This window comes from Paenibacillus medicaginis (genome assembly GCF_042138635.1).
GTDB classification, from domain to species: Bacteria; Bacillota; Bacilli; order Paenibacillales; family Paenibacillaceae; genus Paenibacillus; species Paenibacillus medicaginis.
This window is the reverse complement of the sequence record NZ_JBHIRY010000003.1, coordinates 258,412-276,386: the sequence shown is the minus strand read 5'-3', so window position 1 is coordinate 276,386 and position 17,975 is coordinate 258,412. Positions and strand designations below refer to the sequence as shown.

General features: G+C 50.3%; 20 protein-coding genes. 16 read left to right on the top strand and 4 right to left on the bottom strand.

The annotated features are described in order from the left end of the window. Nucleotides 1–34 precede the first annotated feature (34 nt). From ACE5LO_RS05420 to ACE5LO_RS05400, 5 genes are read left to right on the top strand one after another with little or no spacing between them, the layout of a single operon-like run. Nucleotides 35–700, top strand: coding sequence for a hypothetical protein (locus ACE5LO_RS05420; RefSeq protein ID WP_375519004.1), 666 nt, complete (start codon nt 35–37; stop codon nt 698–700). A gap of 60 nt (nt 701–760) precedes the next feature. Next, a complete protein-coding gene (locus ACE5LO_RS05415) occupies nt 761–1,810 on the top strand; it encodes a LacI family DNA-binding transcriptional regulator (protein WP_375519003.1) in 1,050 nt (349 codons plus the stop codon). 22 nt (nt 1,811–1,832) lie between these two features. Continuing rightward, nucleotides 1,833–2,999, top strand: coding sequence for a Gfo/Idh/MocA family protein (locus ACE5LO_RS05410; protein ID WP_375519002.1), 1,167 nt, complete (start codon nt 1,833–1,835; stop codon nt 2,997–2,999). Between the two features lie 39 nt (nt 3,000–3,038). Next, on the top strand, nt 3,039–3,764 hold the full coding sequence (locus ACE5LO_RS05405) for a ThuA domain-containing protein (protein ID WP_375519001.1): 726 nt from the start codon (nt 3,039–3,041) through the stop codon (nt 3,762–3,764). 19 nt (nt 3,765–3,783) lie between these two features. Then, nucleotides 3,784–4,890 carry a Gfo/Idh/MocA family protein gene (locus ACE5LO_RS05400; protein ID WP_375519000.1) on the top strand — a complete coding sequence of 369 codons (1,107 nt, stop codon included), beginning with the start codon at nt 3,784–3,786 and terminating at the stop codon, nt 4,888–4,890. A 59-nt stretch (nt 4,891–4,949) separates the two neighbouring features. Here the strand turns inward: ACE5LO_RS05400 and ACE5LO_RS05395 are convergent, their stop codons facing one another. Together ACE5LO_RS05395 and ACE5LO_RS05390 are read right to left on the bottom strand one after the other, a co-directional pair. Continuing rightward, nucleotides 4,950–5,672, bottom strand: coding sequence for a class I SAM-dependent methyltransferase (locus tag ACE5LO_RS05395; RefSeq protein WP_375518999.1), 723 nt, complete (start codon nt 5,670–5,672; stop codon nt 4,950–4,952). Between the two features lie 145 nt (nt 5,673–5,817). Beyond that, complete coding sequence (locus ACE5LO_RS05390) at nt 5,818–5,952, bottom strand: hypothetical protein (RefSeq protein ID WP_375518998.1); 135 nt, start codon at nt 5,950–5,952, stop codon at nt 5,818–5,820. A 325-nt stretch (nt 5,953–6,277) separates the two neighbouring features. Here ACE5LO_RS05390 and ACE5LO_RS05385 point away from each other — a divergent pair, with 325 nt between their 5' ends. Continuing rightward, nucleotides 6,278–6,862 (top strand): sigma-70 family RNA polymerase sigma factor, encoded by a 585-nt coding sequence (locus tag ACE5LO_RS05385; protein WP_375518997.1) that lies wholly within the window; start codon nt 6,278–6,280, stop codon nt 6,860–6,862. A 109-nt stretch (nt 6,863–6,971) separates the two neighbouring features. Further along, a complete protein-coding gene (locus tag ACE5LO_RS05380; protein ID WP_375518996.1) occupies nt 6,972–7,385 on the top strand; it encodes a DUF3600 domain-containing protein in 414 nt (137 codons plus the stop codon). Nucleotides 7,386–7,488: 103 nt separating this feature from the next. Here the strand turns inward: ACE5LO_RS05380 and ACE5LO_RS05375 are convergent, their stop codons facing one another. Continuing rightward, nucleotides 7,489–9,945: a glycoside hydrolase family 94 protein gene (locus tag ACE5LO_RS05375; protein WP_375518995.1), complete on the bottom strand. Its 2,457-nt coding sequence runs from the start codon at nt 9,943–9,945 to the stop codon at nt 7,489–7,491. A 217-nt stretch (nt 9,946–10,162) separates the two neighbouring features. Between ACE5LO_RS05375 and ACE5LO_RS05370 the strand changes: the two genes are divergently transcribed. From ACE5LO_RS05370 to tnpB, 9 genes are all read left to right on the top strand, one after another. Further along, nucleotides 10,163–10,528 carry a YunG family protein gene (locus ACE5LO_RS05370; protein ID WP_375518994.1) on the top strand — a complete coding sequence of 122 codons (366 nt, stop codon included), beginning with the start codon at nt 10,163–10,165 and terminating at the stop codon, nt 10,526–10,528. Between the two features lie 48 nt (nt 10,529–10,576). Next, entirely contained in the window at nt 10,577–11,194 is a 618-nt protein-coding gene (locus ACE5LO_RS05365; RefSeq protein ID WP_375518993.1) for an NUDIX hydrolase, read from the top strand. 82 nt (nt 11,195–11,276) lie between these two features. After that, the gene (locus ACE5LO_RS05360) at nt 11,277–12,023 is read left to right on the top strand and encodes a GNAT family N-acetyltransferase (RefSeq protein WP_375518992.1); all 747 of its coding nucleotides are present in this window, start codon (nt 11,277–11,279) and stop codon (nt 12,021–12,023) included. A 15-nt stretch (nt 12,024–12,038) separates the two neighbouring features. Then, the gene (locus ACE5LO_RS05355) at nt 12,039–12,536 is read left to right on the top strand and encodes an NUDIX hydrolase (RefSeq protein ID WP_375518991.1); all 498 of its coding nucleotides are present in this window, start codon (nt 12,039–12,041) and stop codon (nt 12,534–12,536) included. A 36-nt stretch (nt 12,537–12,572) separates the two neighbouring features. Continuing rightward, entirely contained in the window at nt 12,573–12,962 is a 390-nt protein-coding gene (locus tag ACE5LO_RS05350; protein WP_375518990.1) for a DUF2500 domain-containing protein, read from the top strand. Nucleotides 12,963–12,986: 24 nt separating this feature from the next. Then, nucleotides 12,987–13,709: an AAA family ATPase gene (locus ACE5LO_RS05345; RefSeq protein WP_375518989.1), complete on the top strand. Its 723-nt coding sequence runs from the start codon at nt 12,987–12,989 to the stop codon at nt 13,707–13,709. A 43-nt stretch (nt 13,710–13,752) separates the two neighbouring features. Beyond that, nucleotides 13,753–13,971: a hypothetical protein gene (locus tag ACE5LO_RS05340; RefSeq protein ID WP_375518988.1), complete on the top strand. Its 219-nt coding sequence runs from the start codon at nt 13,753–13,755 to the stop codon at nt 13,969–13,971. Between the two features lie 102 nt (nt 13,972–14,073). Then, nucleotides 14,074–14,475 (top strand): IS200/IS605 family transposase, encoded by a 402-nt coding sequence (gene tnpA / locus ACE5LO_RS05335; RefSeq protein ID WP_375518987.1) that lies wholly within the window; start codon nt 14,074–14,076, stop codon nt 14,473–14,475. Between the two features lie 4 nt (nt 14,476–14,479). Next, entirely contained in the window at nt 14,480–15,583 is a 1,104-nt protein-coding gene (gene tnpB / locus ACE5LO_RS05330; protein WP_375518986.1) for an IS200/IS605 family element RNA-guided endonuclease TnpB, read from the top strand. A gap of 587 nt (nt 15,584–16,170) precedes the next feature. Here the strand turns inward: tnpB and ACE5LO_RS05325 are convergent. Further along, entirely contained in the window at nt 16,171–17,865 is a 1,695-nt protein-coding gene (locus ACE5LO_RS05325; RefSeq protein ID WP_375518985.1) for an ABC transporter substrate-binding protein, read from the bottom strand. Nucleotides 17,866–17,975 lie beyond the last annotated feature (110 nt).

The window sequence follows — 17,975 nt, the reverse complement described above, 5'->3', positions numbered from 1 at the left end:
CGGTTTGTCTTGATTCCGAGCAGGGAGGATTAACATGCCATTGCCTATGGTTCATTTAAGCATTGCCGTGACATTTGCGGAACGGAAAAATCTGCGGCAGGCTCCGGGGCTTTTCTATCTGGGCAACATCGCGCCGGATGCCATCCATATGAGAGAAGGAAGCACAAGCGAGGACAAGCAGAAGACCCATTTTGAGCACAAAATGCAAGGGGATGACCTGAAGGCCATCATAAATTTGTACACCGAATATACCGCTCATCATCAAGCTGCAGCATGGAAATGGTTCGTTAAAGGTTATTTCATGCATGTGCTTACCGATTTTTATTGGTTCAAGCTGCTTTATCCCGGTTATGTTGTTTATGCTGACAGGCTCGGGTTGTCGGATCAGGAGAAGAGAACCCGTTATTATCGGGAAACGGATCAGGCGGACTTTCATCTGTTCAGGCAGCAGCCCTGGCAGGAGCGGGTCTGGATGGCCATGGACGAAACGGAGGTTTATGACTTCGGGGATCTGCTGAGCGCTGACGAGATCAGCAGATGGAGAGACCGCACATCTGCCTTCTTCGCGGACCCGGCGAAGGAGCCGCGCATCTTGCCGGAATACTTTTCGGACGCGCTGATTCAAGGTTTTGTGACGGATACGGTGGAAAGGCTGCTGCCGCTGTTCGATGAATGGGATGAGTTGGCGGAAAGCGGTTGACGAAACGGTTGCTTCATGAGAAAATGTACGCGCGTACATTCATTCATACTAAAAGGATTGATGAACATCGTAAGACGAATCGAAGTGGCTGAAATGGCCGGTGTCTCGGAAGCTACGGTATCCCGTGTCCTTAATGGAGTAGGCCCCATCAAGGAAGAAACAAGGCAGCGTGTCCTGGCAGCAGCTGACAGGCTGGGGTATACACCGAACGCCATGGCCCGCAGCCTCGCTCGCAGACGGAGTGGCAACCTGGGTGTGGTGATGCCGTATTTGCCCAAGGCACGCCTGTTTTCCGCCCATTATTTCTCCGAAATTTTGAGCGGGATCGGAAGCAGGGCGCGGGAGGAGGGTTATGATCTGCTCATCGTATTCCGAGACTCGGACGGTGCTACGGATGTCGAAGGACTGTTCCGCATGCAGAAGATCGATGCCTGCCTTATTCTGGGGGCCAAGGAGGAAGCAGGGGAGCGGGAAACGCTGCGCCGCATACAGGAGAAGAGATATCCGTTTTGCCTGATCAACCAGCATTTTGCGGGCGAATCCTTTAACGAGGTGGATGCGGATCATAAGGAGGGCAGCTATCAGGCAGTCCGCCATTTGCTGGAACAGGGCTTCCGGCGCATCGCTTTTGTGAACGGCCCCGAGGCCTATTCGAACAGCAGCGACCGCAGGGCAGGCTACGAGCGTGCGCTGCGGGAAGCGGGCATGTTGGTTGAGCCGGATTTACTGTTTGCGGGCAATTTCAGCAGAACCAGCGGACTGAGGGTCGCGGAGGAGCTCGCGGGCTGCATGGACAGGATCGACAGCATCTTTGCGGCCAATGACCGTATGGCCATCGGCATTCAGCAGGGCTTGCGGTTGGCCGGGGTTTTGCCGGAGCATATGCCTGCCATCGTAGGTTATGACGACTCGGATGCGGCGGAAATGACTTCCCCGGGACTAAGCAGCGTAAGAGTTCCATTTTATGAGCTTGGGGAAATGGCGGCGGCACAAGTGCTTCGTCTGCTGGAGGAGCCGGAGAAGGCTGAGGGGAACAGTCCTTTTAAAGTCAAGCTCCCCGTGGAGCTGGTAGTCCGTGCTTCTTCCACCAAAAAGCTGCCGAAAGACTAAGTAGATGAAAAGGAGGACTTCCATGCAACAACTCCGTATCGGAATGATCGGTTACAAGTTTATGGGCAAAGCCCACAGCAATGCTTACCGCAGTCTGCCGATGTTTTTTCCTCAGGCGGTGAAACCGGAAATGTCAGTGATTTGCGGCCGTAATGAAGAGGCGGTCAAGCAGGCGGCACAGCAGCTGGGATGGCAGTCGAGCAGCACGGACTGGAAAGAGCTTGTTGCGCGTGAGGACATCGATCTGATCGATATCAATGCGCCAAGTGACGCTCATAAGGAAATAGCGATCACGGCGGCACAGGCGGGCAAGCATATTTTCTGTGAAAAGCCGCTTGCGCTCTCGCTGAAGGATGCCCGTGAAATGCTTGCTGCGGCTGAAGAGGCGGGGGTCAAGCATATGGTCGGCTTTAACTACCGCTTCTCCCCCGCGGTCAGGTTGGCGAAGAGGCTGATTGACAGCGGTCGTCTCGGCAAAATCTATCATTTCCGCGCTTGGTTCCTGCAGGACTGGATCATGGACCCTGATTTTCCGCTCGTATGGCGGCTGCAAAAGGACGTGGCAGGCTCCGGCTCCCATGGCGACCTTGGCGCGCATTTGATCGATTTGGCGCACTTCCTCGTGGGCGGCATGGATGAGGTGATCGGCATGAGCGAGACCTTTATCAAGGAACGGCCGCTGGCTGCCGAAATGACGGGTTTGAGTGCCAAGGGAAACACGGCCTCCGATGCTCCAAGAGGGGAAGTCACTGTGGATGATGCGACACTGTTTCTGGCCCGGTTTGAAAGTGGCGCGCTCGGCAGCTTTGAAGCAACCCGTTTTGCGGCCGGACACCGGTCCACGAATGCGTTTGAGATCAACGGCAGCCTCGGCAGCGTGAAATTTGATTTTGAGCGTATGAATGAGCTGGAGGTTTATTTCACTTCGGACGCTGAGGACGTGCAGGGCTTCCGCAGGGTACTGGCAACCGATCCGGCTCATGATTATGCTGAGGCCTGGTGGCCGCCGGGTCATACGATCGGCTTTGAGCATACGTTCATCCATGAAATGCTGGAGCTGTCATCCGCGATTGCTGAGGGCCGCCAGCCTGAGCCAAGCTTCCATGACGGGGTGCGCTGTCAGGCGGTGCTGGAAGCGGTGGAGCGTTCCATCGGCGAGCGGCGGTGGGTTAAAATCAGTGAAATGTAAGCGTTATCCGTAAACAATTTGAACTCTGGAGGGTTTAGGATGAAAAAGGCGTTAATCGTATGGGGAGGCTGGGACGGGCATCAGCCTGAGCAGGTTGCCGCTATATTCGCAGACATGCTGCGGCAGGAGCAGTTCGAGGTGGAGGTTTCCGATACGCTGCAGGCTTACGCGGATGGGGAAAAATTGCTGGGTCTGGACCTGATCGTCCCGGTCTGGACGATGGGGGAGATCGAACAGGAGCTGGTGAATAACGTCTCGGCAGCGGTTCAGAACGGAACGGGCCTCGCAGGAATTCACGGGGGCATGTGCGACGCCTTCCGCAAAAATGTGGATTGGCAGTTCATGACCGGGGGACAGTGGGTCGCTCATCCAGGGAATGATGGCGTGGAGTACACCGTCGAGATCAAGCCGGGCTCCAGTCCGCTCGTTGCGGGGCTTGAGGATTTTACGGTCCAGTCTGAGCAGTATTATCTGCATGTGGATCCGGCAGTGGAGGTGCTGGCTACGACCCGCTTTCCGGTAGCCGATGGCCCGCACCGCACGAACAAGGCGGTGGATATGCCTGTTGCGTGGACGAAATATTGGGGAGCAGGCCGTGTCTATTACAACTCGCTTGGCCATCAGGCCAATATTGTGGAAATGCCGCAGGTGAAAGAAATGATGCGTCGAGGCTTCCTGTGGGCGGCGGAAGGCAAAGAGCAGTTGGCAAGCGCTGTGGCCGCAGGGAACAGCAGCGTATATACCGGTATGGGAGACAGCCAATAGGCGGGAAAGGGGAAGCAACATGCATAAAGTGAAGGTCGGAGTCATCGGCTGCGGGAAAATTAGCAGCATTTACATGGAGAACTGCCGCAAGTTCGAGGCGCTCGAGTTGATCGCCTGTGCGGATCTCGATCTGGAACGGGCGAGGGAGCAGGCTGCCAGATACGAAATTCCGCGTGTGTATTCCACTGACGAGCTGCTGGCTGATCCGGATGTTGAGCTGGTCATTAATCTGACGATTCCGGCGGTGCATGCGGAGGTTAGTCTGCGAGCACTGGAGGCGGGCAAGCATGTCTATGTGGAGAAACCGCTGACGGTCAGCCGCGAGGAGGGACGCAGGGTGCTGGAAACGGCTGCGGCCAAAGGACTGCTTGTCGGCTGCGCCCCAGAGACCTTTATGGGTGCGGGCATCCAGACAGCGCTGAAGCTGCTGGAGGACGGCGTGATCGGGAAGCCGGTGGGGGCAACCGCCTTTATGATGTCAGGCGGTCATGAAACATGGCATCCCGATCCTGAATTTTATTATGCGGCTGGCGGCGGTCCGATGTTCGATATGGGGCCGTATTACCTAACGGCCTTGGTCCAGCTGCTCGGCCCGATTCGCAAAATTTCCGGCATGACCGGTAAGGCATTGGAAGAACGCACGATTACTAGCGAGAAGAAATACGGACAGAAAATCCCGGTGGACATTCCGACCCATGTAGCCGGTCTGCTGGAGTTTGAAGAAGGTGCGATCGGAACAATGATCATGAGCTTCGATATCTTCGGGGGCAGCACCCTGCCGAGGATCGAGATTTACGGAACGGAGGGAACGATGCTGGTTCCTGATCCGAACACGTTCGGCGGGCCGGTCAAGTTCCGCAGAAAAGGGGATCAGGAATGGACAGAGCAGCCGCTTCTGCCCGGTTATGATCAGAATACCCGCGGTATTGGTCCGGCCGACATGGCCTATGCGATCAACAGCGGCCGCCCGCACAGGGCGAGCGGCGAGCTTGCCTATCATGTGCTTGAAGCCATGTGGGCGTTCCACGATTCGGCGGAGCAAGGTGCCTTTTACGAAATGCAGAGCACCTTTAAACGTCCTGCTGCGCTTCCGCAAGGCCTGGCTCCTTATACTTTAGATCATTAATACATTCCACATGCTGATTCCGCCCCCGCAAGGGGGCTTTTTGGTGTACTTGCGTTTATTTACCTGGCTGGCTTGGAAGCTTCCACAATTAAAAACCAGGGTTCCGTCATCAGCTTTTCATACGACTGAAGCCATTCTGTCCTGTTCTTGAATTCCGGCACCGGCTGCGGTTCGAGCAGTTGCTCCAGCATGAAGAAGGAGGTGGTGGTATTGATGATTTCCTGCAGGGGACGACGGAAGAAGGGCACTTCAACTTTGCCTGCCTCCGTTTTGTCCCAGGTATCCGCCAATAGCTCACGCGCGAAATAATCCGGGCTCTGAAACTTGGTGAAATCCATAAAAGGGTGATGTACCGAATAAATCAGCCTTCCTCCCGGCTTTAATATCCGTTGCAATTCTTTAAAGGTCTCTTCCCAATCTTCTATATAATGCAGCGTGAGCGAGCTGAGAATCAGATCAAAGTAATCTCTCTCAAATGGAAGAGGCTCGCTTAAATCCAGATTCCGCACCTCTGCCCGGCCTACGGTTCGGCGTATGACGGCAGCGCACATTTCTGGACTCATATCGACGGCCGTGACATCCGCGCCCCGCTTGAGCAGTTGGTCCGTATACCAGCCGGCGGCGCAGCCCGCATCCAGCACGGTTCGTCCTTTTAAATCTTCGGGCAGCAGATTTATCATGGCTGGCCGCTCATAAAAAGCGTTAAAGGGGCTGTCAGTATCCAAATGTTTTTCATAGTCGGCAGCAAGCTTGCCATAGGCCTTTTTCACTTTTTCCTTCACAGTTATTCACCTCCGGCGGCTTTATGCTGGTTTAGTATGGATTAGTATTATATCTAAAGAATAGGAAAACCACTCATTAATGAGTGGCTTGATAACTTTGAATAATTTCATATTTTATAAATCCCGATATACTTTTTCGAGGACATTAATTAAGTCCTGAGCGCTTTTGGTGATCAGCTTCTAATTTTTTCAAATTAAGTTCTGCCTTTGCCCAGATGTCGTCTATCACGGAATCAACTTTGCTATTCGCTTCAGCCAGTCGATCCTTTGTGTTAATCATATCCTTTTCCTCCCCTTGGTTGCACATTTAAATGCACCTCCGCACTAAAGTTTTTACAAGTGTAGTCTTAGCGGAAGCCAGATATACCGACTCTTTTGTAACATAACATGGACTTTTAAAATGCAATTCGTCTCGAATTTATTGTTTTATGCTCCCACCACTACAGATCTTTCAAACCGTTCCCTCCATTCTCTTCCTGTTACTGGAATCAAAGTTAGTATACATTTTACAGAGTGCTGAAGGAAAAAAGAAACTTTTTAAAAAAATCGAACGAAAATCAGACATCCTGCCAATATAAAGTGTAAGTCACAAAAGGAGGATGGGGATGAGTCACCCGGAGGAATATGGCAGGCTGGTTCAGCTTAGCCTTGAGGGCAGCAGGGAGGCATTCAGTGCGCTTTATGAAGCAACTATTCAGGATGTGTACAAGACCGTTCATTATTTGACAGAGGAAAAAACAGATGTTGACGATATCGTGCAGGAGATCTATATCCAGGTACACAAGTCGCTGAAAAGGTATGATGCGTCCAAGCCTTTCAGACCCTGGCTAACAGGCCTCGCCATACGGCAGATCCACGCATACCGCAAAAAGAGATGGATGCGACTCAGGATTGGCATCAAAGCACTGAATTATACGTCGGAGAAGGAAGAAGATTTTTCATCACAGATCGTCGAGAAAATTTCGAATCGCTCATTGCTGGCGGCTGTGAACCAGCTGCCCTTTAAGCAAAAGCAGGCCGTAGTTTTGCATTATTTGAACGAGTACTCGCAGGAGGAAATCGCCGAAATCCTGGACATTCCGGTCGGTACGGTGAAGTCCCGCATTCATGCGGCACTGCAGAAGCTTCGGCAGCAGTACGAGCGACGTATGCTTATTCCGGGAAAGGTGGAGAAATTTCATGGATCTTAATCAGAAGTTAAAAAAGGCTTTTATTGAAGAATCCGAGGATTTGAACGCATCGCCGCAACTGAAACGAAAAGTATTGAATAGCATTTATAAGCAAACAGGAGGAAGTCAAATGAAGAAAAAAATAGTAATGACCAGTATTTTGTCAGCTGCGTTATTGATTCCTGCAGGGGTATTTGCCGGATATTCTTATCTAGCGGACGGCATCTACGGTTCCAAGGAAGCCCTCGTTAAAGCCGGAGGAACGGAGCAGCAATACGAAAAGCTTGAAACCAAGCTGGAGAGAGCCAAACAAGTATTAAACGAACGGGAGTTCACGGAGTTTATGTCCCTTAATAAGCAATTGGCGGATTATAACCTTCGAATTGCCGACGCACAAGGAACTGTGCATCCGGAACGGCTCACTAAGGAAGAACAGCAAAATTATGATCAGCTGCTGAAAAAGCTTGAGCCTTATTTTGAAAAGCTGAATGGGACGAAGGAAGCCGGGCCATCCGTCGAAGCGGGTGATTTGATCCTGGATTAAGCCGATGAAGGCTGCCGAGTAAAGTAATTTATCATACAAAATAAATAGATATGCCCCCAGAACATTGAGGGCATACCTTATGAGCATTCAGAAGACTGCTGGACTATGCTTCTACTGCTACAGCATGCCCCATAACAACCTTCACTTGATGCACACCGCCATCGCCCACCGGAGGAATGACATTCCCGTCAAGGATCTTGTCGTCCAGCATAACTGATGCGATTCCTTTGCTGACCTTATCCGGATTGGAGACATGGATCACGAAAGTATCGCCCCGGTACACTCGGGTAATGGTAAATTCCTCCCAAGACGACGGAATGCATGGATCGATCTTCAACCCGTCGAATTGAGACTGAATGCCAAGAATCGACTGGGTAATGGCTACAAAATTCCAAGCCGCCGTTCCCGTCAACCAGCTGTTTTTGGCCTCTCCTTCCCGGACGGCATCCTTGCCGGCAATCATCTGGGAGTATACATACGGCTCCGTGCGATGGATATCGCTGATTTCCTCCAAATATGCCGGAGCGATCTTGCTGTACAGCTCGAAAGCACGGTCGCCCCGTCCGATTACCGTCTCCGCCATCATGATCCACGGATTGTTGTGGCAGAAGATGCCTGCATTTTCCTTGTATCCCGGCGGATAAGAAGAGATCTCGCCCAAATTCAGGTAATACTTGGAGTAAGGCGGGTTTTGCAGCACAATGCCGTATTTGGTTTCCAGCCTGTCGGCGACCGCATCCAAGGCTTTGACAGCAAGACCTTCCTCCACGCCGATTCCGGCCATTACGCAGAAGCCCTGCGGTTCGATAAAAATTTGCCCTTCCTCGTTCTCCTTGCTGCCCACCTTGTTCCCATAATGATCGTAAGCCCGCAGAAACCACTCTCCGTCGAAACCGTGCTCCAGCGTAACGGCACGCATCCGGTCGACATGGGCCTGCGCGGCTTCCGCTTCATCCACAAGTCCCCGGCGTCGGCACAGCTCGATGAAATCCGGTCCGGTGTAAACGAACAGACCTGCGATAAATACGGATTCAGCTACACGGCCTTCAATGTTTTGCGTCGTCTGGTAGGACTCATCCGGGATGCTGGAAAAGCAGTTCAAATTCAGACAATCATTCCAGTCCGCCCGTCCGATCAGCGGAAGGCCATGGGGTCCGAGATTTTCCACGACATGGTAGAATGAGCGTTTCAAATGCTCAAACAGTGTAGCTGTATTATCCGGGTTGCAGTCGAAAGGAACCTGCTCATCCAGAATACCAAAATCGCCCGTCTCCTTGATATAAGCGGCCGTACCGAGGATAAGCCACAGCGGATCATCATTAAAGCCGCCGCCAACCTCATGATTTCCTTTCTTCGTGAGCGGCTGGTACTGGTGGTAGGCTCCTCCGTCTTCGAACTGGGTGGAGGCAATGTCGAGAATGCGCTCACGTGCCCGTTCAGGGATCTGATGTACGAAGCCAAGCAGATCCTGATTGGAATCCCGAAAGCCCATGCCACGTCCGATGCCGGATTCGAAATAGGAGGCCGAACGTGACATGTTAAATGTAACCATGCATTGATACGGGTTCCAGATGTTGACCATGCGGTTTAGCTTCTCCTCGTGGCTCCGCAGAGTGAACTTGGAGAGAAGACCGTCCCAGTAAGCAGCAAGCTCGGCCAGTGCTTGTTCGACATCGCTCTCATCGCTAAAGCGTTTGATCATAGCCACAGCTGGTGCCTTGTTAATGACGCCGGGAGATTCCCATTTGTCCTCTTCGGCATTTTCCACATAACCGAGAATGAAATTGTAACTGGCTGACTCGCCAGGCCGCAGCGAAATCTCCAGACAGTGCGATCCGACCGGGGACCAGCCGCTGGCGAGAGAGTTGGAAGGCTGTCCGGCAGTCACGGTTTGCGGGGCTTCAAGCCCGTTATACAAACCGAGGAATGATTCGCGGTCCGTATCAAATCCGGCCATCGGTGCGTTCACCGAGAAGAAGGCATAATGATTGCGCCGCTCGCGGTACTCTGTTTTATGGTAGATGACCGAGTCCTTTACTTCCACTTCCCCGGTGCTGAGATTGCGTTGGAAGTTGGTCATATCGTCATACGCGTTCCAAAGACAAAATTCAACAAAAGAGAACAGCTTCACCTGCTTTACAGCATCGGAAGTATTACTGACCGTTACCTGATGCACCTCGCCGTTAAAGCCAAGCGGCACCAGCGCCAACTGGTTGACGCGGATTCCGCCGCGCTCGCCGGTAATGGATGTATAACCGAGACCATGCCTGCATTCGTAATGGTCAAGCTCCTTCTTGACCGGCATCCAGCCCGGTGTCCAGAAATCGCCCTGATCATAAAGGTAGAAATAACGTCCGCCGTTGTCTACAGGAATATTGTTATAACGGTAACGGGTCAGTCTCCGCAGACGTGCGTCCCGGTAAAAGGCATAACCGCCGGAGGTGTTGGACATCAGTCCGAAAAATTGTTCATTGCCAAGATAGTTAATCCAGGGATAAGGCGTTTGCGGGGTGGTAATGACATATTCTCTATTTTTGTCGTCAAAAAAACCGTACTGCACTGGTCACAGCCCCTTTCATTTTGTGAAATTGTTCTCTTGAATATCTTCTATCTGCCCCGGTTAATTCCTTCCGCATCCGCTCACGATCTGAATTTCCTTAACCAAGTTCCTAAAATTACATACCCAATTCAGCGCCGCCGCTTGCTCTCCGGGTTGCTACTCGTATGGTGAAAAAGGTAAGATTTAGTTAACTCATATCGGAGGGCAGGGAAGCATAATGAACACACGCTCATTTACAGGCACTTTATATGATCATATCACCACAGTCCTGCTGGAGTCTTGGTCGCTGCAGACCAGTTCAAAGTGGAAAGCGGACAATCCGGCGCTGGGCCAGTGCGGTGTAACCGCATTGGTCGTGCAGGACCGCCTCGGAGGGGACATCCTGAAGACGATGACGGAAAGTGGCTGGCATTACTACAACCGCATCAACAATGACGTCTATGACTTCACCGCAACGCAATTTGCCGGAGACATTGAATATTTGCATGTGCTCTCTTCCAGAGCCGACGCGTTCAGCGATACCAATCAGGAGCAGTATGAGGCGTTAAGCTGCAAAATGGCGGAGCTAATAGACAGGCAGTAAATAGGGGGCAGCGAAATCCAATTTCTCATGTAAAGGATGGATAATGTCATGGAACCAAAATGGCTTACGTGGGCAAAGCAGATTCAAGCCATCAGCCAGACGGGACTCGCATACGGCCGAGATGTATACGATATCGAACGGTTTGAGCAGCTGCGGGATTTAAGCATTACGATTATGCAGGAATATACCGGCATGGAGACGGATACGCTGCGATCGCTGTTTGCGTCGGAAACGGGGTATGCAACCCCGAAGGTGGATGTGCGGGGCGTTATATTCCGTGCCGGAGAAATTTTGCTGGTAAGGGAAAAGTCGGACGGAACGTGGGCGCTTCCGGGAGGATGGGCGGATATCGGGCTTTCCCCGGCGGAAGTGGCAGTGAAGGAGGTCCGCGAAGAATCCGGCTTTGAGGTGCGGGCAGCAGGTTTGATCGGCATTCTTGATAAAAAATTTCACGATCATCCGCCGGATGCGTACCATATTTATAAAATATTTATCCACTGCGAAATTATGGGCGGGGAAGCGCTGGAAGGAGTGGAGACTTCCGGTGTCAGCTTCTTCGAAGAGGGCAATTTACCGCCTCTGTCCATATCAAGGAATACGGAAGCGCAAATTAAGCGCTGCTTTAATTATTACCGGGACCCGGGGCAGAAGGCGTGGCTCGATTAAAATAAAATCAGATTTAGAATTGAATATAAAATCAATAGATCGTATATTTATGCTACTTGTGAAATGAAAGAGGGGAATAAGTGTGCATAAATATATTGAAGAGCTTTCCCTGAACGCGCTGCCGGCGTTCTATCAAATGTCTATCGACGGCTGGATTGTGCGTTATGCCGCAGGGTATACCAAAAGGGCAAACTCGGTGAATCCTATCTATAGCGGCGAAGACATAGGTGTTGAGAAGAAACTTTTGCAGTGTGAAAACTTTTATACAAATGTCAGCCTTGATCCCGTGTTTAAAATGACACCTTTTATTCATCCGGGTAAGCTGGATGAGCTGTTGGAGCAGAGGGGCTATGAAGCAGCGGACTTGTCCAGCGTACAGACGTTGAAGCTGAGTCATATCATGGAGCCCCAACTGGATGATGTGAAAATTTCAGCAGAAGTTGATGATGAGTGGATGGACGTGTTCGCGCGGTTCACGAATTTGCCGCCAGAGCAGATGGTGATCAAGCGTAAAATGCTGTCCCTGCCGCTGTTAAGCAAGGTTTTTATCATCCTGTATAAAGACTCTGCGCCGGTGGCCTGTGTAACAGGGGTGCTGGAGCGGGAATGGCTCGGGATCTACGATCTTGTCACTCATCCCGAACAGCGCGGTCAGGGGTATGCCCGTCAACTGGTCTTAAAGCTGCTACAGTGGGGAAAACGCCAGGGAGCGGGGTACAGCTATTTGCAGGTATTGAAAAATAATGCTGCTGCCATGAGGCTGTACAGCAAGCTCGGTTACCGCGAGGCCTACACCTATTGGTACAGAGTGAAGAAGGAATTGTCGTGAAAAGGAGCTGCGTGAATGCTATCGAGGCTGATTCGGGCACTACCCAGAGACTGGCTTGTCTGGATGTATAAAGCAGTACCGTTCAAGAGACTTAAAGACTACGCTGTACACCGGACCCAGGCAAAATTTTTGATGTCTGTGCTGGGTGTCATAACGGACAGCACCGGTAGAGTCATGCTACTTAAGCATACGTACCGTGAGCAGCCGTGGGGCATTCCAGGGGGCTGGATGGAAGAAGAGAAGCCGGAGGAGGCCATGGCAAGGGAAATCCGGGAAGAAACAGGACTGAGTGTGAAGCGGTTAAGGCTGGTTAAAGCCATATACGGGCAGAAGCCTGACAGAGTGGACCTTATATTCAGAGGGGAACTCGACGGCAGCGAGCTTGGTGAAAAAGGCTTCAAGTCCAACAGTGAAATATCGGATATGCTGCTGTGCAGGCCGGGCGACTGGCCGGAGGGATTGCCGGAAGATCAGAAGAAATTAATCACAGAGCTGCTGAGGGAAGAAAGGTAATCCCCTTTGATCTAAAATTTATAGAGGGGGCAAACCATGACTTCATGGAGCGATTCTTTGTTTTGGAATTTATTTGATTATCTTCCCTTTGTCGTGTTTATTTTTATCGGTTTTGTTTTTCTTATGTTTATTATTACCCTCGTAAAGGGGGCCAAAAGATGGTCCTCCAATAATGCCGCACAGGAGCTGTCAGAGGAGTGCACCGCAGTCACGAAGCGCACCGAGGTGTGGGGAGGCAGCGGAGATATGAGCTCCAAAACCGCTTATTATGTTACGTTTGAATTCCAAAACGGCGAACGCAAGGAACTTGAAGTCAAGGGTGAGCAGTACGGCTTGATTGTGGAGGGGGACCGCGGGAGACTGGTGTATCAGGGGACACGTTTTAAGTCGTTTGAAAGGCTTCCGGCCCAAAATTCAAATTACTGATTATCAGGAAAGCAGGTGGCAGGTTTGTATCTCAAAAGTGTAGAGCTGCTTAGGGACAAAATTCCTTCCACGGTGGACTATCCTTTTCATCTGCCGGCGATTCGTTCACTGGGTAAGCTTCATTTCACACATAAAGTAACTTTTTTTGTAGGGGAAAACGGTTCGGGCAAATCCACGCTGCTTGAGGCGTTGGCATATCAAAGCGGGTTTCATACTGCAGGCGGAGGCAGGCATAACAATTATCAGGTGCATGCTTCCGGGTCTGCGCTCGCCTCTTATATACGGCTGGGTTGGATGCCGAAAATTACAAATGGATTTTTTCTGCGGGCAGAATCTTTCTATCATTTTGCTTCCCATATCGATGAGGTGGACGGCGGCGGTTTCAGCCGATATGGGGGCCGTTCGCTGCATCAGCAGTCGCACGGGGAATCGTTTCTGAATTTGTTTTTGCATCGTTTTAACGAAAAAGGGATTTATCTGCTTGATGAGCCTGAGGCCGCTTTATCGCCCACACGCCAGCTGAGCTTGCTGCGCATTATCCGGGATTTGTCGGGACATAGCCAGTTCATCATTGCTACCCATTCACCGATCCTGCTCGGTTACCCGGGGGCGCAAATTTTGAGTTTTGACGGTTCCACGATCCGGGAGATTGCGTACGAGGAGACGGAGCATTACTATGTAACCCGGCAGTTTCTGACTAATAGAGAGCCGATGCTCGAAGAATTATTTCTGGATGAAGAGGATTGAGATTGAGAATGCATATTTGTTGAGTAAGGGGTGATAGTGTGGTATGCCGATTATGCTGACGGTAATAGTTGTGCTGAATCTGGCGTTGATTGTACGCAGACTGCAAGTGCGGAAGCGTGCAGGTACGATTCTGTTTCGCGGCAGGCAGGAGAAAATGCACTGGATTTTATGGGCGGATTTGATAACGAGTTTTCGCAAACTCGCGACTTTAGTCATGAGTAAGAAAACTTCGGTTCAGGTATGTCACTTGACATGCCAATGAACCGACATATGGTGTACATTACTTCAAATATATACTACATTTCATCCATATTATTGCTGTGTTTTTCTATGACGTATGGTAAAATGATTCTGGTGATGAACAATGGCAGAAATCAGGCGTGGCAGAGGATATGTTTACGCTCTCGAATACCATATTGTATGGTGTGTGAAGTATCGACACCAAGTGCTCTCGGATGAAGTGGACACCGGACTTAAGGAAATTCTCCTGCAAGTCGCGTCCGACTATAACTTTTCCATCTCTGAAATGGAGACAGATCAGGACCATATCCATGTACTGGCCGAATGCACGCCACAACATTCCATACCCAATATGGTCAAAGTGTTAAAAGGGATTTCCGCAAGACTTTTGTTTAAAGAATTTCCGCAGCTCAAAAACAAGCTGGGAGGAGACCACTTGTGGAGTCCCTCTTACTTTGTGGCTACCGTCAGTCAGCATACCGAAGAACAAATTCGGAAGTATATTCAAAGTCAGAAGGTGAAGTGAGAATATGCTTGTCCATAAAGCCTACAGGTTTCGTATCTACCCCAACCAGGATCAGATCGTTCTCATCAACAAGACGCTGGGTTGTTCCCGATTTGTATTTAATCATTTTCTGGGATTATGGAATGAAACCTATCATAGTACAGGCAAAGGACTGTCGTATACCCAATGCTCTGCTCAATTGACAAAATTGAAGCAAGAACTCGTATGGCTTAAAGAACCGGATAAATTTTCTTTGCAGAATGCTTTACAACATCTGGCCGATTCCTTTGCAAAATTTTTCGGTAAACAAAATGATGCGCCAAGGTTTAAAAGTAAAAAGAATCCGGTGCAGTCCTATCAAACCAACTACACCAATGAGAATATTTCGATCATAGGCAATAAGGTGAAGCTCCCCAAATTGGGGCTCGTAAAATTTGCGAAGTCCAGGGAAGTGGAAGGCCGCATCATAAATGCAACGATTAGGCGCAATCCTTCGGGCAAATATTTTGTTTCACTGTTGGTGGAAACCGACATCGAGCCCCTACGCAAAACAAACCGGGAAGTCGGGATTGACGTGGGGATTAAAGATTTCGCAGTTCTATCCAGTGGTGAAGTGTTTGAGAATCCGAAATTTCTGCGGAAGATGGAGCACAAGCTTATTCGGGAACAACGTATTCTTTCCAGACGGGTGGGAGGTTCCTCCAACTGGAACAAACAACGGGTGAAGGTGGCTCGTATCCATGAACGCATTGCCAACGCCCGAACAGACTACCTGCAAAAGATTTCAACGCATATCGTCAAAAACCACGACCTGATTGCGGTGGAAGATTTGCAGGTAGCTAACCTGATGAAGAATCACAAGTTAGCCAAAGCCATTGGTGAAGTATCCTGGTATCGATTTAGAAAGATGCTTGAGTATAAGGCTAAATGGTACGGACGCAGGTTTGTGGCTGTAGGTAAAACCTTCGCCTCGTCTCAAATCTGTTCGTGTTGCGGCTACCAAAATAAAGAAGTCAAAGACCTTCGTCTGCGGGAGTGGGAATGTCCAGCATGCCACAGCCACCATGACCGTGACAACAATGCAAGCAAAAATATCCTTGCCGAAGGCAAAAGACTTCTAACTGAATAGTTAAGGAACCGCAGGGACTGCGGGGATAGCCTGGCGGCATATCACGTGCTAATTCTGTTCAGTAGAACAGACTACCCAGGAATCTCGCGGCTTTAGCCATGAGAGGCTTCAATGCGGGTATTATTTATTTTGTGATCTCGGAAGAAAACGGCGTTGGCAGAGGTTTCCTTCTGGCTATCGGAATTGCGCTCCTGATTCCTTGGCTTAACCGCTTTGAGTATGGCCCAAATGGCCTCGCTCTGACTCAGTGATTATTTCCGGCTAGTGCCTGAACGTAAATACTGCGGTGTTGAACTGCAAAACATGCTCCAGCCTCCAAAGGAGAGATCGCCATTTTTCAATATATACATAGGAATAAAATATAATGAGGACATGTCCAACCAGGCTGATATTGAACGAATAAGCGCTTTTCTTGAGGCGGCGGGGGCGCGGACTTATTGTACAGTCAGAGATATGGAAGCCTGGGGGAGAAACCATGTGCCTCCAGCTTTACTTATGGAGGAAAGCCTGAAGCAATTAGACCGGTGTGATCTGGTGCTGATTGAGCTAATTGAGAGGATACCTCATGGCATCCTCTCTTCTTTGTGTTATTTGCTTTCTCCGCTCCAAAGCTCCAGGCGATTCTTGATCAGCTGGGTGTACGTTTTCTCCGCTTCCGGGACGCCTGCTTCGTCGAATTCCTTCAGCATCGTATCATAGATCGTGTCAAACTGGTCTTTGGGAGCAAGAATGGCTTCGGGTATCCGTTTGCGCACGATATCCTGCGACTTCTGGTAGATAACATTGTAATCGGTGTCTGTCGGCACAGGCATATTGTAGGCTGCGCCCCACTCCTTCACCGGGAAGTCTTCCTCAGACTTGAAGAGGTCCTTCCACATCGTAATATTATACGCTTTCAGCGATTTTTTCTCTGCCTCACTGTAGTTGGCTGTGATCATTTCGGGATAAAGGGTAGTGAAATAGTTGCCGGTCGAATCCTTGATGCCATCCCCATAATGAGGTCCCCAACTCCAGTACAGCCCGACTCCGACTTCCTTTTGAAAGTTGAGGTTATCGTTATTTTTGCGTTCCTGCACATCAGGCGGAACAACTCTTTTTCCATTTTCCATATTGTAATGCTTGCCTTCTATGCCCCAGTTGCGCAGAATTTGTCCCTCTTCGGAGGCCAGATAATCCAGAAACTTGATCGTGCGGACCGGATTTTTGTTATCCACTGTAATGCCGATGCCATATGCAGTGTCAAAGCCGATCGATTGGAAGGAAGGGTCATCGTATTCCTCACTCATCGTTACCGGGAAATGCGCGTAGGTATGCTCGTCTTTGCCTGCCGCCTTCAAAGCGTTCTCCGCATCCTGATAATTCCACTTCTGATCAATCAGCCCGATGACACGGCCGCTGGCGATCTTGGCTTTATACTGGTCACTCTTCTGCACAAAGGTTTCCGGATCCAGCAAGCCTTCATTGTACATACGGTTCAGCCAGCGGAAGTATTCTCGCTCCTCCGGGCGGCGGTAATGCAGAATCGCCTCGTGGCTTTCAGGATCGATATAATATTCCCCATCATTAGGAGCGCCCGTAGCTTGAACAGCAGGGTTAGTCACTGTAATCATAATTTTCCAATCGTCAGCGTCGAGGGAGAGGGGAATGGTAGGCTGCCCGTTGGTCGTCGGGTATTTTTCTTTATAAGTACGCAGCGCATCCTCAAAATCTTTGACGGTGCGTATCTCCGGGTAACCCAACTTCTCCAGGGCCTGGTGCTGGAGTTCAAAGCCGCCAACAGTTTCAAAGGCGATGTGATCCACACCCAAATTGGTCGGAATCGTATAAATGGCGGGATCGTCCAGGCTGTATTTAATCCGGTTAAAATATTCGCCGTACACCTTTTTAATATTAGGCCCATATTGCTCGATCAAATCGGTTAAATCAATGAGCGCCCCTGCATCTACCAGCTTGCCTATATTGTCCTTGGGATAGACCATGTCGGGATAATCGCCGCTTGCGACCATCAGGGCGAATTTGTCCTTGCCGCTGCCGTTCACGGCAAATTCCGCATCTACAGTAACACCTGTTTTCTTCGTAATTTCCTTGCCGATGTCGTCCTGCATGTTGTTCCAGTTCGCGCTGCCCTCGCCGCTAAAATAGGTCAATGTCAGCGGACTGGTATCGTTTGGATCGTCCTCTGCGTTCGAAGCGGCTTCCGGACTGCCACAGCCTGCAACAGCCAGCAGCAGCGAGGAGAGCAGCACGGCGGAGAAGCGGCGCATTGCCTTCACTTTGATCATTAAGAATCCCCCTTATCTAAGAAAGATGACATACCAATGAAAGTGTTTTCATAAATGAATTCTAAAAAAACAAGAGCTAACAGTCAAGAGAAATATTCAACAATGTTATG